This is a genomic window from Chitinophaga filiformis (genome assembly GCF_900102545.1).
GTDB lineage: Bacteria > Bacteroidota > Bacteroidia > Chitinophagales > Chitinophagaceae > Chitinophaga > Chitinophaga filiformis.
This window is the reverse complement of sequence record NZ_FNBN01000002.1, coordinates 981,957-996,370: the sequence shown is the minus strand read 5'-3', so window position 1 is coordinate 996,370 and position 14,414 is coordinate 981,957. Positions and strand designations below refer to the sequence as shown.

The following is a 14,414-nucleotide window of genomic DNA, read 5'->3' as shown; positions in this document are numbered from 1 at the left end:
CATATTATTGTAAGTGGATGAATTGCTTATATCTTGCAACTTCCTTATCCAGTTTAGCCTGGTCCGTTTTACTGAGCGGGGCAAATGTCTGTAAATCCATCACCACCTCCTTCTTCTTGATAGTACGCCTCCATACGCCGGCAATCTGCCCCTTGATGAGTATGATATTGTTAAACAGCGGATTGCCTTCCCTGCTCAAATGATCGTCATGTTGCCCATCGTAGATAACCTCCCTGTCCTTATAGGCAACGAGGTATTCATCATAATTCGGTATCAGCAGCACGGGGTTGTCAGTACTTTTAACGCCTGAGGCATGGGCTGGTCCCCAATATTCCAGGTCGTAAACAGTTTCCTTATTCAATTGATCTTTAACAAGATTGAGTCCCTGTCTTGCGGCTGTAATCGACAAGCCGCTCCAGCCCGTAAAATCTTTGAGGGTAGCAGGGCCATGGCTGTTAAAATAGCGAAGCGCCAATGCGGCAAGGGACTCTTCTTTTGTCAAGAGCTTCGAAGCGGGTACGCGTTCCTCAAACAGGGCATAGGTGATTTGCTTATCCCGTTTACCCCCGTTACAGATCACCATATCCAGTTCCGCTTTTATGAGCAGGAAGTTCATCCGGAGATCATTGGTGGGGATCTTTGCTTTCTCCAGTATATCTGCCAGTTCCGGCCGGGTTAGTTGTTTACCGTCTCGCAGGGCTTTTTCGAACACTTTATTACTTTTCCGGAATACGGTACTGTCGAGTTCCAGTTTCCGGTTATAAGTACCCATAGACTGTTCTATACCGGGTCCTGTCAGCGTCATCATCCAGCGTATATCTTCCGGATGCACGAGATGCCAGGTAGGTCGTAAAACGTGAGTACGAACAAGTTCTCCCTTACTGATGGAGGCTTCTATCTGTTCAGTAGTAGCAGCCGGCAGGCGCATGCCCACTGCCCATTTAGACATTTCATAGTCCTGCGCCTGTATGGCTCCGCACCAGCGTACGAGTTCGGGTGCGGAACCAAAGGTAGGGCGTATCAATTGCTGGTTTGCCAGTCTTTGCTGTAGAAGGATTTTTGCTGTCATTCGTAGTGCTGTTTAAGTTAACAGTACAAAGGAAAGATACGAAGATGACAACAGTATGTCAGCAGTTTCCGTCAGGACCACAAGATTGTCCTTCTATGATATCCAGTCTGGCAGGCTGCGTTTGTTTCCATTCCCCCACAGACTTATTGAGCACTTCCAGGAAGGTCTCAGACGCCTGGGCGCCGGAAACGCCATATTTACGGTCAAAAACAAAGAAAGGAACACCCCTGATACCCAGGGTTTCTGCTTCAGCAATGTCCTTACGCACTTCGTTGGCATATGCCTGTCCGCTAACCAGTTCCTGTAAAACGCCTTCTTCCAGACCTATTTCCTTACCAAGGGCCTGAAGGACAACCGGATCGCTAAAATCCTTTCCTTCGGTAAAATAAGCCCTGAAAAGACGTTCTTCAGCGGCATCCCCCAGCTGGTGCTTTTTAGCCAGCTGGATCAGGCGGTGGGCGTCAAAAGAATTGGCCACCACAGCCTCGTCCAGGTTATAGGTTAATCCCAGGGTACTGGCCAGTGCCGTCACCTGGTTATTCATTTGTTCTGCCTGTTCGTACGGAATACCCTTCCTTTTAGACAGGTAGGTATACAGGTTATCCCCGTGACCGTTCTGTATAGTTGGGTCCAGCTGAAAACTGTGCCACTCTATCTCCACAGCGCCGGCATCGGGGAATTGGGCCATGGCAGCCTCAAACCTCCGCTTGCCGATGTAACACCATGGACACATAATATCCGACCAGATCTCCACCTTCATCTTAGTATTACTCATAATAGTCCTCTTTTGATTTGTAAAGTTCCGAAAGATACTTTACTTTCGAAAGTGGTGTCCCGAAAGAAAGTAGTTTCTCAGGGGAAAGTAAGTGACTATGAACAAGAAACCAGGAACATCAGAAAAATCTGAAGTGTGTACGGAGCACCTCCGTGCCATCCATGACACCTTGGACGTGTTGAATGGGAAATGGAAGATCTCCATTATCGGCTCTCTGCGTTTTGGCAAAAAGCGTTTTATGGAGTTACAGCGTGAAGTGGAGGGTGTAGGTTCCAAAATGCTCTCGAAGGAGCTGCGGGAGCTGGAAATGAACGAGTTGGTGAAAAGGACGGTGTACGATACCAAACCGGTGACTGTTGAATATGAGTTAACACCATATGGCAAGACGCTTGAAACCATCATCGATGAGATGGCCAACTGGGGACGCGCCCACCGTAAAAGGATCATGCATCCCGTAAATCAGTTAGACCTACAGGATGCACTGAGCCATCTTTAACCTGTTATATCAATGCTGGGACTACTTTTTTGACAAAGCGCTCGAAATAAGCCCGGTCCAGTTCTTCTCTATGGTCTGGATGGGCGATCTCTATCAGCGCCTTCGCACGTTGTTTCAGGCTTTTTCCGAACAGATCGGTCGTACCATACTCGGTGATCACCCAATGCACGTGGCCTCTTGTGGTTACCACGCCTGCGCCTTCTTTCAGAAAAGGTACGATACGGGAAATGCCTTTATTGGTAACAGAAGGAAGGGCAATGATCGGTTTACCTCCCTCTGACAGGGACGCACCCCGGATAAAGTCCATTTGTCCGCCGATACCGGAATACTGATATGTGCCAATAGAGTCCGCACATACCTGGCCGGTCAGATCTATCTCAATCGCACTGTTGATAGCAGTAACTTTAGGATTCTGCCTTATGATGGAAGTATCATTCACATAACTGATATCCATTACGCGCAAAGCCGGGTTATCGTTCACAAAATCATACAGCTTGCGGGTCCCTACCATAAAGGAGGTTACTGATTTACCAATATTCAGTTTCTTCAGACTGTTATTGATCACTCCTTTTTCAATCAGCGGTATTACGCCATCAGACAGCATTTCCGTATGTAAACCAAGGTTTTTATGATTCACAAGATTCTTCAGCACCTGGTCTGGAATACCGCCAATGCCCAGTTGCAAGGTAGCGCCATCTTCGACCAGCTCTGCGATGTTGCGGCCTATTTGTTCTGTAATCGCGCTTGATTGCACGGAATAATCTATCTCAGGAAGCATTGCCTTCTGCCATACCGCAGCATGGAATTTAGACATATGAATAAATCCTTGTCCGTGTGTACGCGGCATCAGCGGATTGACCTGTGCGATCACATATTTAGCTGTATCGACCGCAGCACGGGCAATATCAACAGAAGTACCAAGGGAACAGTAACCGTGATCATCAGGCGGAGATACCGTTACAATAGCCACATCCAGCGGTAGTATATTTCTCTTGAACAATTGCGGAATCTGGCTGAGGAAGACAGGCACGTAATCACCGTCGTCACTATTCACGACAGACCGGTTGGCAGCAGAAACAAACAATGAATTGATGAAAAAGCTTCCCCTGTATAAAGGATTATCAAAATCTACATCTCCTAATGTAGTAATGCTAACAATCTCTACGTTTTCCAGTTCAGCATGCCTGTTCTGTAAAGCCCTGAGCACGTGCACCGGCGTAGCGGCGCTACCATGAATGAACACCCGGTTACCGGATTGAACACATTTTACGGCTTCTGCTGCTGTGATATATGGCATATTAATCATAGTATAATGTTTAATTGATACTACAAAATTATCCGCGGGAGCGGAAATGAAATATGACAATCGTTAGTTGAAGATATGATATATGTTAGAAAGCGAGTTGGCCCTGTACGTATTCTACTTTAGGAGCTGGTGGCTGATAATTGCTGCTGATATGATAAACAGCTGTTTCTACGTCGCGGGAAGCGACGATGACCTGTGTTCGTCCTGCATGCGGACGGAAGAGTTCGAGTACCAGCTCAGGGTTATTGTTATCCCGGGAAAGGTGAGATAACAGGAGGTGACTCATAAAAGGAGGCTTATGAGCTTTGAACAGTTCCAGCGCCTGTGTATTGGACAGGTGGCCTTTCCCCCCGCGGATACGTTTTTTCAGATAAAAAGGGTATCTGCCTTTCTCCAGCATCTGCTCATCGTAGTTGGCTTCCAGGAAAGCGGCGTGGCATTGCTGGAAGTGTCGGATCAGATGATCGCAGGGAGCGCCGATATCTGTAAATACACCTATCCGGATATCCTGGCAGCTGATCATGAAACTACGAGGCTCTATGGCGTCATGAAATTTCGGGAAGGCAGTAACGCTCAGATCACCTACGGAGATAGGCGCATATTCGTCGAATCTCCGTACATAAAGCGCATCGAGGTTCAGGTTACCATGATGCATGGTGTTTTCCGTAATATATACCGGCAGACTGTATTTCCTTGATAAGACTTCCAGTCCCCGGATATGATCAGAATGTTCATGTGAAATGAAGATCGCTTTGACACTATCCATCCGTAATCCCAGGCGTTTCATCCGTCTTTCCGTTTCCCTGCAGGATATACCTGCATCTATCAGGACAGCTTCCTTTGCATTCCCGACATAATAACAGTTTCCGTTGCTGCCCGAATTGAGTGACGTAATTTGCAGTGACATAGCACTGCAATATTAGCTAAAAATTTTAGTCATTTCACAATCCATTCATGAATGCCTGACGCATTTTCTGCAGGTAATTGTACTTCGAGCTTTAGTGCTGTGGTTTTCACCGGTTCAAAGCGCACGCTGTCGTATTTATCTTTTGTAACCGTATAGGGAGTGACGTTCTTTACCGGAACCCATTGGTCACCCTGTTTATACAGTATACGCCAGGAGGCAGGTATACGGCAATCTCCAAACGGACTGTCGTCGTACCAGTATACCTGTGACTCCGATACGGTATATTCCTGGTCAAAATCATACTGTACCCATTCCAGTGTATTGTGTTTAGGCCACCAGTGGAGGTACATAGAATTATTATCGTGGGAGTCTGATGGCTGATACTGATCGTTCAGGGCAATTAACATGCGTTTATTCGCCACAGATGCGCTGACTTTACTTTTTGAGGCAATGGTCGGCGCTGGTTTGGGCCGTGCTGCAGATGCCTCATAAGGTATCCATACCGTCATTTCCGAAGGACCGCGGTTGGCCCAGGAATAATAGGGGATGGCAGTGACTTCCTGCGTTGAACTAACCAGCTGGTCGGAGTTTAATTGCCTGCTGGTGGAGGTACCCTGCATTTCCAGTACGGTTACACCGTTGAGCAAATTGGGCTTATATACTGCATTGACTACCGCATTTTTGTCTACCACGATATTCTGTACGGTAGCGTCTTTATTGTCCGGACCTTCCAGGCAATACATCAGCGGACCACGTTCCAGCGCAAAGCGGTTGGTATCGCTTTTTACAGCGCTGTTCGCAAGCACTTTCTGTACCTGCATAGGGAATTCCAGGCTGATATTATCGCCCACTTTCCAGGTACGCTGTATAACAGCATAACCTTTTACCAAATCATATTTCACGGACTTACCATTCAGCAGGATCTCCATTTTTTTAGCTGTGCTGTCTGTATCGAAATAAAGATTGCCGGGTACGGGTTTCCCTTGTGCCCATTCCGGAATGCGCACATGCAGCGCAAAAGCTTCCGTGCGGGCTGGTTTAACGCTGATGTTTACTTTTCCATCCCAGGGATAGTTCGTCTGCTGCGTGATGCTGACTTTTCCCGCTGGCAACTGGATGTCGGCGGTATTTCCCACGAACAGGTTCACGTACAGATCATTCTTATTCTGTGCATAGATATATCCCGGCATAGAGGGCAGAAAGCGTGTCATATTGGAGATACAACAGGCGCATCCGAACCAGGCACTACGCTGGTGTTGTCCCATAGAGGCCAGGGGATTAGGGTAGAAAAACCGGTCCCCACTCAGGGATACGCCTGACAATAGTCCATTGTACAACGTACGCTCCAGGATGTCGATATATTTCGCATCGCCGTGCAACAGGAACATCCTGCTGTTCCAGTAAACATTGGCAATGGCAGCGCAGGTCTCCGCATAGGCAGACATGTTCGGCAACTCATAGGGTTTGCCAAATGCCTCGCCATTACCGGTAGCCCCAATGCCTCCAGTGATGTACAGTTTCCTTTCCACTACGTCATGCCAGATGTCGTCGATGGCGTGCAGGTATTGTTGATCGCCCGTCAATGCCGCTACATCGGCCATACCGGTGTACATATAAGTAGCCCGTACGGCATGGCCTACAGCTTCATGCTGATCAACCACTTTTTTGTATGACTGGTTATATTCACCGCTGTATTTTTTGCCTGGTCCGCGCACATCCAGGAAGAACTTCGCCAGGTCCAGGTAGGATTTATTGCCGGTTACCCGGTACATTTTTGTCAATCCTGTTTCCACTATCTGGTGACCCGGGAAACGTTCCTCTTTTCCGAAGCCGAATGTCTTTACCAGCAGGTCTGCATTTTTTATCGCAATGTCCAGCAGGTTCCTTTTGCCGGTGGCCTGATAGTGAGCCACCGCCGCTTCGAACAGATGACCGGAGTTGTATAATTCATGGCTGAGGTCTTCCTCTTCTTCCCATCTTTTAGTACCGATCCACGGGTGTGGTTTCGGCGCATTCATGGTGCGGAAGGTGTATAAGTACCCGTCTTTTTCCTGGGCTGCGCCGATGATAGCGATCAGGGTATCCAGGTACCGTTCCAGTTCCGGGTTTTTCTTCATTTGCAGACCGTAGGAGGCGCCTTCTATCACTTTGTAGAGGTCAGTATCGTCGAAGGTATATTCCGTCATTGTATCGGCCGGTAAGACGTGGGCAGCCCGTTTGAAATTATCGATCCTGCCGGTGCGCTTACATTGTTCCAACGTATAGGGTATTGTGACGTCGGCATTAACACGTATTTTTGGCGCCCAGAAGTTATCGGTCACATGCACCTGGGTAAAAGCAACAGGCTGTATGGGATAGTCTTTTTTCAACTGGGCCTGTGCCAATATGCTGATACCAGCCAGTGGTGCGAAAATGATAGCAAATAATTTCATACAATGAAGACGATTTTGGCAATGGCTAAAATTATTGATAGTTATCAGAGCATGATGGAAATATATTAATCAGAATTGGTCAGATTTTATCTGAAATAAATTAAAAATGAGCAACAGCGGTCACCGGTATTTTATCATCAATAAACCATACAACATGGTCTCCCAGTTTATCAGCCCCGACAAGGTCAGGCTGCTGGGAGACCTTGACTTTGACTTCCCCGAAGGTACACATGCCGTCGGACGACTTGACAATCATTCCGAAGGATTACTCATCCTCACTACCAACAAAAAGGTAACCCGCCTGTTATTTGAAAGTGAGCAGCCGCATAAAAGGACTTACCTGGTCATGGTGAAAAATATTGTGAGCCAGGAGACAGTTGAACAATTACAGCAGGGTGTCACCATCCGTATCAAAGGCGGTGTAGACTGGGTAACCACTCCCTGTCAGGTGGAGATCGTGGAAAAACCACCTTATATTAAACCAAGAGAGCAGTATCCACTGAAAGAATTCCTGCCACATTCCTGGCTGCTGATCACACTTACCGAAGGTAAATATCACCAGGTACGTAAGATGACGTCAGCCATCAGGCACCACTGCGACCGCCTCATACGTGTATCCATAGAGGACCTGGAGCTGGGCGATCTGCCACCGGGAGGCGTAAAGGAAATGGAAGAAGCGGAATTTTTCCGCCTGTTGAAGATCGAAAACTGGCAGCCCGAGGCGTCAATATTACCGCAGTAATGAGCAATATGGCATCAGTTTACTGTTGAGATTCTTGCTATTTTGCTGGCTTCCATTATCATGCTTAAAGAATCTATTATGTTCAAACCATTCAGGCTTACAGGCGTTGTGGTACTTTGCGCACTATTTAGTGCATCTGGTGCACGGGCGCAGGAGGCAAACCCTGCACGTTATGCTTTAGTCCCTTATCCGCAGGAACTGGTGCCCCGTCAGGGTGAATTTGTGATCACTGCGAATACCAAACTGGTATTACCAGCCAACAAGACGTTTTTCAGTAATGAAGCTGCGCAATTGCAGGCGCTGGTAAAACAGGGACTGGGAAAGACTTTGCCTGTTGCCGCTAAAGCAGGTACAGGTACTATCGTCCTGAAGCAAAATGATCAGCTGACAGGTGAAGAAGATTATACCCTGGACGTAACGCCACAGCAACTGGTGATTGCTGCAAAGACGCCGACCGGCATGTTCCGTGCTGTGCAGACTGTCCGCCAGCTGATGCCGTCTATCATTGAAGGTGTGAAAGCCGGAAAACTGGCTAAGATCACTGTGCCGGCGGTACAGATCACCGATCATCCTGCTTATACCTGGCGTGGTATGCACCTGGATGTATCCAGGCACTTCTTCTCCGTTGATTACCTGAAGAAGTTCATCGACCTGCTTGCATTGTATAAAATGAACAAGTTTCATATCCACCTGACAGACGATCAGGGCTGGCGTATTGAGATCAAGAAATATCCGCTGCTGACAGAACAGGGCGCCTGGAGAGAATTCAACAACCAGGACTCCGTATGTATGCAGAAGGCGAAAACCAATCCTGATATGGAGATCGATAAATCCCATATCATCCAGAAGAATGGCAAAACCCTCTATGGGGGTTTCTATACACAGGCGCAGATGAAAGATGTGATTGCCTATGCGGCAGCCCGTCACATAGATGTCATTCCTGAGATAGATATGCCTGGTCACATGATGGCAGCTATCAAGTCTTATCCCTATCTGAGCTGTGTAGGTGGTTCTACCTGGGGCCCGCTGTTTACCACACCGATCTGCCCATGTAATGAATCAACCTTTGAATTTGCAGAGAATGTATACTCAGAGATCTTCGCTCTCTTCCCTTCAGAATATGTTCACCTGGGCGCTGATGAAGTAGAAAAAAGCACCTGGGCAAAATCGCCCGCATGTGAAGCGGTGATGAAAGCCAACAATCTCTCTACCGTTGAAGAGCTGCAAAGCTACTTCGTAAAGAGAATGGAGAAGTTCTTTAATTCCAAAGGCAAAAAGCTGATTGGCTGGGATGAGATTCTGGAAGGCGGTATCAGCCCTACTGCAGTCCTGATGTATTGGCGCAGCTGGGTACCTGATGCTCCTGTGAAAGCAGCGAAGAACGGCAATACCGTGATCATGACACCGGGTAATCCGCTATACTTCGATGGTATCCCTGACCGTAATTCAGTCTCCAATGTCTATCATTTCAACCCAATCCCTAAAGGGCTGACACCGGAAGAAGCAAAGGTGATCATTGGTGCACAGGCAAACATCTGGACAGAATGGATCCCTTCTGAGAAACGTGCTGACTTCATGTTCATGCCACGTATGACAGCGCTTGCTGAAGTACTGTGGACAAACCGCCAGGATTACGACAACTACCTGAAAAGATTAAACAGTCAGTATAAACGACTGGACCGCCTGAAAGTACATTATCGTATGCCTGATCTGGATGGTTTTACTGACGATAACGTACTGGTAGGTAAAACCGTATTGAAACTGGAGAAACCAGCTCCGGATATCACTATCCGATATACTACTGATGGTACTGCACCTACAATGAAATCTCCTGCATTGCCGGAGGCTTACATTATTCCGGGTCCAGGTACGATCAAGCTAGCTTCTTTCAGTCCTTCCGGTAGCATGAGCGATATTTATACGCTGAATTACCGTCAGCAGTCATTCTTCCAACCGGTGACTGTAAGCGGCTTACAGAGTGGTTTGCAGCTGCAGTATTTCAACGGCTCCTATAAGAGTGCAGCTAAACTGCCGGCAACAGCAGATAGCATTGTAAACGTCAATAACGCGATCATTCCTGAAGGAATGGGTAAAGGCGGTAAAGCCTTTGGTGCTAAGCTGACCGGTTATATCGACGTTCCTGAAACAGCTATCTATAGCTTCTTCCTGACAGCGGATGATGGCGCTATTCTCAATATAGAAGGGGATAAGGTCGTCGATAATGACGGCTGGCATGCGCCTGTACAGAAGAGCGGACAGGTAGCTTTGCAGAAAGGCCTGCATCCGTTCGAACTGCTGTTTGTTGAAGGTGGTGGCGGTTATACGCTGAAGCTGGAATACAGGGTGAATGGAGGTAAGATCCAGCAGGTTCCTGATGCCTGGTTCCAACGGAAATAAGCAATTGAATGCAAAAAGAATTAGAACCGTCTCATTGAAAAGTGAGGCGGTTTTTTATTGTTTACAAGATACAATATGTCAAAGAACGTTTCCTGTTTGCAGATGCTTATCGTGCTGCATTCAACAGCCAGTTGAATTTATTATGATCTCCCTTCGGTCATTGCGCTTAGTAATGTGGAAGCTGCCAGGCGCCTTACCCAATAAGGAAATACAATGTTTATCCGGACGCGTTGATAACGCGGATTATTCGAAATAATGCTAAACTAACTCAGGAAGATTGGCAGGAATGATTATGAATACATCACAAAGCTAAGTAGAAAAGTCATGCGGAAAATACGCATTTTTACCTTTACTTGATGTTATTTAAATGATTGATTTTCACATTATTGTGGTGTTTTTAGATCGAAGGCGTTCAATAAGACAATCTGGTTTTTTCCGGGGCAATATAAGCTCGACGTTCGGTGGAGATTCGCTCGAGTTAGCCTCATCCTCCCTTAATCTTCCCTTTCTGAACGGAAGATTAAGGGAGGATGAGGCTAACTCGAGCGAATCTGTATCGAAGATCATACGAATCAACACTCCGGGTTTCTGTATAGTATGTATTTGGTACGAAATCAGGATCAGTGTCCGCTTTGATACCGCTTTGATACCGCTCATCTTACGTTGATCCTACGTTCATGAACGTAAGATCAACGTAAGATGAGCGGTATCAAAGCGGTAATTAGACGGCAAAAACAAGCAATAAAAAACGGCCCGCTCAAGCAAGGCCGTCTTTTATTGCTATATTCTTTTTGAAATCAAAATCCATACCTTAACCCGATCTGTACCTGGAAAGGATTGCCGCTTAATGCGGAAACCCCTGCATTGGTATTCACCGCATAGTTGTAAGTATTGGTATTCGGATCAAAACCGTTGATGGTGTACAGGCTTGTTGTACCTACGTTATGATTCACACCCCATGACTTATTCAATGAATTCGCAACGTTGAACATATCTGCAGATATTTCTACGAACTGTTTCTTAAACGTCTTTACCTTCTTGCTCACCCTGATGTCGAATACGCCATAGAATGGATTTTCACCACCATTCCTTTCAGCTATTTTTCCGAAGCTATTGGTGATATATTTCTTGGTGCTTTCTTCTACTTTCGGATTATTCAGCAAAGCAGTAATACCATCTTTTATGTACTGAGGAGTGCTCGCTGCTTTAGGATCATAGATATAAGCCAGGTCGTTGCTCGCAACGAAGTCGCCGTTCACATTACCATTAACAGTCAGTGAATAACGGGTGCCTCCGATACCAGAGAAACGAACACCTACGCTGATACCCCAGAACGTAGGAGCAGTACCGTAAACAACTACCTTGTTCCTGAACTGGTTATCAGAATAAGACATCTTACTCAGGTCGCGCGGATCATCTTTTATGTACTGTACCAGTGTGGCTGTATTTGCTACGTTACCGTTGTAAGAGGTATTGTCTTTAGTGCTGTTCCATGTGTAAGAGAATGCAATTTCTCCGTCTCTGAAGTAACGGTATGCACCATCCAGTACAAACGCCATCTGATTCACTTTTCCGGTGCTTTGTAATTCCAGTACGCGTCCTACCTCTGTGGTCTTACGGCTCTTTGTCCAGTCGGCAGCACCATTGGAAGTAGTGATAGTATTTGCAGGAACATATACACCACGATTATCTTCCTGGGCAATGCGGAAATAAGGCTGATCCACCATGTTGCGGTCAACATATGTATAGTTATTCCGTCCCAGTGTCAGATAGCCGTTGATGCTTACCCTGAAGTTCTCTGTAAAGAAGTGGGAATAAGATGCATTGGCTTTATAAACAGTTGGTACTTTAGCATTCTTTCCATTCATGTTAATGGTGGCCAGCTTCGGAATATTCGGATCCTTTATCAGGTCCATACCCGGAGCGGTAGCTGGGTTTTTCCTGTAAGAAACGAAATCAGGTGTAGGTGCCTGGCTTCCTGTCAGGTCCACGCCAACAATATGTGAACCATCGAACAGCATATTGTTGATCATAGAATACGGGTTGAGTGCAGAACCCAGGATACCTGCGCCGACGCGGATGATATCGCGTTTGTTCTGTCCGATGTCCCAGGTTGCCTGAACGCGTGGCTGTACCTGTAATGTTCTCAGCTTATTAGAAGTATTCAGACCAAGTGTTCTGTCTACAGTTTCATTGTAATTCGCTCTGTCAAGGTAAGCCGTATAATCTACACGTACACCGCCGGTGATGTCGAGTCCCGGTGCTACAGTTGTTTGTACCTGTGCGTATACATTAGGAACAAGTATATTGAATTTGATGTTGTGATCATCGGTTAAATACACATCCCGCGCATAACGGTAAGGAGTCAGGTTGTCGAAGTTAGTAAGACCGGTGAAGTAAAAACGTCCGTTGGTCTCGCTACCATATATGGAATTCTGATTGGTAAATGTAACACCTCCACCAAAGGTAAAGTGTGATTTTCCAACGTTCCAGTAGAGGTTATCTATCAGTTGTACCTGGTGGTTATTAAAGTAGTCGCCGCCATAACGTTGTCCGCCCAATTGTATTGCAGTGGTGAGTGAAGAACCTTCAGTAGTGGAAGATTTCACATTCTGTACGATCGCTCTCGGGATATTATCAGCCGGCAACTGTGAGTTGGCAAACAGCTTATTGTACTCCCAGTAATGCTGTAGTTTTAATTCGTTTGTTACACGAGGACTGATAGAAGTACGCAAGGATGCCATAATACTGTTGTTGATGCTTTTACGGCTGCTGTATACTTCATAGATATTGATAGAAGTATTGTCTCCGTCAGACTGGTTATCCATGTCATAGATGAAGTTATCCCTGATGGTCAACAGGTTCTTTGCATTCAGCTGCCAGTCTATTCTTCCGAAGACGGCATGTGTATTTTTCTTTTTGTCAAACTGACCGAACTGCGGAGTGTTGGCTACGCCATATTTATTTCTGGCGATAGTCAGGAATTGATCCAGTGTTGCCTGTGTTACATTGTATCTTTTTTCATCATCGGGCGACTGAATATAAGCGATACTCAATGGGCGGGAGTCTTCCTGGTGATCCCATGCAAGGAAGAAATGGGCTTTGTCTTTGATGATTGGTCCGCCGATAGAGAACCCGTATTGATAAGTTGAGAAAGGCTGGTTACGTTTCTGTCCGTTAAGTCCATATTTACTGGACAGCCAATCGGTTCTGAGGAATGTAAAGGCACTTCCTGTCAGGGTATTAGTACCCGATTTCGTTACAGTGCTCACAGTACCTCCACCTGCGTTACCATAGGTAACATCATATTGGTTAGTCACTACCTGGAATTCCCTTACAGCCTCCATGGAGATGGAATAGGCGCCGGTTGGTTGTCCGCCGGAGATAGTACCTCTTGCTGCCATACCATCAATGGTAAAGTTAGTAGCAGAAGCCAGCTGGCCGGAAAGGTTTGTTCCACTGCTCAAAGGAGAGAGGTCCATCAATGAAGTAAAGTTACGTCCGTTCACCGGCAGTTTCGCAATGTCCTTTGCCGTTACAGCTGTAGCTGCACCGATGTTCTCTACTTTGTTTTTGTTGGAACCTGCAGTAACAACAACGGCCTGTAGCTCGGTTGTTTTTTCTTCCATTTTAAAAGATACTGCCAGGAGATCGCCCTGGTTCAACGAATAGCCTGTCTGCTTTTGAGACACCATTCCCATGGCTTCCACAGTAACAGAATAAGGAGTACCTAAGGGCAGCTCTTTCAAAAGGAATTCTCCTTTGTCGTTTGATACGGCCCTGGTTTGGAAGCCGGTGGATTCATTCTTTACCAGGATCATTGCTCCTGGCAGAGGAGTGCCATCAGCTCCGCGTACCTTACCGGAAATACCGGCCAGGTTGGCTTGTGCAAATGTGAAAATAGATGCTAAGCACAGAATAAAGGTGACGAACATCCGCTTTGGACAATTTGACATTTTAATGGATTTGGGTGAATGTAAAGCTGCAAAGGTTGGAAGCGAATATTATGGGAGTTTTAGCGGAGTATTAAGTTTGCGTAAAGGAAATGTTATTTGAATGAGTAAGGGGAGGGGAGTCAGATGGCGTTATGGAAGTAAGTGAATGCCCTGACAATTTGTTTGCAGGTTTCCTAATATTAGGAATATTTTATTTCTTTGTGTTGACAGAGTGAGTATATACCTATGGGTTAAGTTATAATATTCGGATCTATGAGACGCTGTTAAACGCCCTATTGTCTGCATAAATTCTGAAATACAATTATGAAAATTACAGTATATTTTTTTGCGGGAG

The 14,414-nt window shown here is 46.3% G+C and carries 9 protein-coding genes; 3 read left to right on the top strand and 6 right to left on the bottom strand.

Annotated features, from left to right (window positions below; genetic code table 11):
* Positions 1-4: 4 nt before the first annotated feature.
* Together BLR32_RS10450 and BLR32_RS10445 are read right to left on the bottom strand one after the other, a co-directional pair.
* A complete protein-coding gene (locus tag BLR32_RS10450; protein ID WP_089831339.1) occupies positions 5-1,069 on the bottom strand; it encodes a winged helix DNA-binding domain-containing protein in 1,065 nt (354 codons plus the stop codon).
* 58 nt (positions 1,070-1,127) lie between these two features.
* A complete protein-coding gene (locus BLR32_RS10445) occupies positions 1,128-1,844 on the bottom strand; it encodes a DsbA family oxidoreductase (protein ID WP_245705396.1) in 717 nt (238 codons plus the stop codon).
* Positions 1,845-1,941: 97 nt separating this feature from the next.
* Here BLR32_RS10445 and BLR32_RS10440 point away from each other — a divergent pair, with 97 nt between their 5' ends.
* A complete protein-coding gene (locus BLR32_RS10440) occupies positions 1,942-2,340 on the top strand; it encodes a winged helix-turn-helix transcriptional regulator (RefSeq protein WP_089831337.1) in 399 nt (132 codons plus the stop codon).
* A 4-nt stretch (positions 2,341-2,344) separates the two neighbouring features.
* Here BLR32_RS10440 and BLR32_RS10435 read toward each other — a convergent pair whose 3' ends face one another.
* The 3 genes from BLR32_RS10435 to BLR32_RS10425 all read right to left on the bottom strand — a co-directional run bounded on the left by BLR32_RS10435 (position 2,345) and on the right by BLR32_RS10425 (position 6,985).
* Positions 2,345-3,646, bottom strand: a complete 1,302-nt coding sequence (locus BLR32_RS10435; RefSeq protein WP_089831335.1) for an acetyl-CoA hydrolase/transferase family protein — start codon at positions 3,644-3,646, stop codon at positions 2,345-2,347.
* 85 nt (positions 3,647-3,731) lie between these two features.
* Positions 3,732-4,553 carry an MBL fold metallo-hydrolase gene (locus BLR32_RS10430; RefSeq protein WP_089831333.1) on the bottom strand — a complete coding sequence of 274 codons (822 nt, stop codon included), beginning with the start codon at positions 4,551-4,553 and terminating at the stop codon, positions 3,732-3,734.
* Positions 4,554-4,582: 29 nt separating this feature from the next.
* Entirely contained in the window at positions 4,583-6,985 is a 2,403-nt protein-coding gene (locus tag BLR32_RS10425) for a glycoside hydrolase family 127 protein (RefSeq protein ID WP_089831331.1), read from the bottom strand.
* 106 nt (positions 6,986-7,091) lie between these two features.
* Here BLR32_RS10425 and BLR32_RS10420 point away from each other — a divergent pair, with 106 nt between their 5' ends.
* A complete protein-coding gene (locus tag BLR32_RS10420) occupies positions 7,092-7,727 on the top strand; it encodes a pseudouridine synthase (protein WP_089831329.1) in 636 nt (211 codons plus the stop codon).
* A 78-nt stretch (positions 7,728-7,805) separates the two neighbouring features.
* Entirely contained in the window at positions 7,806-10,124 is a 2,319-nt protein-coding gene (locus tag BLR32_RS10415; protein ID WP_089832133.1) for a family 20 glycosylhydrolase, read from the top strand.
* Between the two features lie 797 nt (positions 10,125-10,921).
* On the opposite strand, the gene BLR32_RS10410 is transcribed toward BLR32_RS10415, so the two are convergent.
* Positions 10,922-14,080, bottom strand: a complete 3,159-nt coding sequence (locus BLR32_RS10410) for a TonB-dependent receptor (RefSeq protein ID WP_089831327.1) — start codon at positions 14,078-14,080, stop codon at positions 10,922-10,924.
* Between the last annotated feature and the right edge of the window lie 334 nt (positions 14,081-14,414).

Bases quoted from the DNA above. Each gene is read 5' to 3' on its own strand.
- BLR32_RS10420 (WP_089831329.1), top strand. From the start codon at position 7,092: ATGAGCAACAGCGGTCACCGGTATTTTATCATCAATAAACCATACAAC.
- BLR32_RS10445 (WP_245705396.1), bottom strand. From the start codon at position 1,844: ATGAGTAATACTAAGATGAAGGTGGAGATCTGGTCGGATATTATGTGT.
- BLR32_RS10430 (WP_089831333.1), bottom strand. From the start codon at position 4,553: ATGTCACTGCAAATTACGTCACTCAATTCGGGCAGCAACGGAAACTGT.
- BLR32_RS10425 (WP_089831331.1), bottom strand. From the start codon at position 6,985: ATGAAATTATTTGCTATCATTTTCGCACCACTGGCTGGTATCAGCATA.
- BLR32_RS10415 (WP_089832133.1), top strand. From the start codon at position 7,806: ATGTTCAAACCATTCAGGCTTACAGGCGTTGTGGTACTTTGCGCACTA.
- BLR32_RS10450 (WP_089831339.1), bottom strand. From the start codon at position 1,069: ATGACAGCAAAAATCCTTCTACAGCAAAGACTGGCAAACCAGCAATTG.
- BLR32_RS10410 (WP_089831327.1), bottom strand. From the start codon at position 14,080: ATGTCAAATTGTCCAAAGCGGATGTTCGTCACCTTTATTCTGTGCTTA.
- BLR32_RS10440 (WP_089831337.1), top strand. From the start codon at position 1,942: ATGAACAAGAAACCAGGAACATCAGAAAAATCTGAAGTGTGTACGGAG.
- BLR32_RS10435 (WP_089831335.1), bottom strand. From the start codon at position 3,646: ATGATTAATATGCCATATATCACAGCAGCAGAAGCCGTAAAATGTGTT.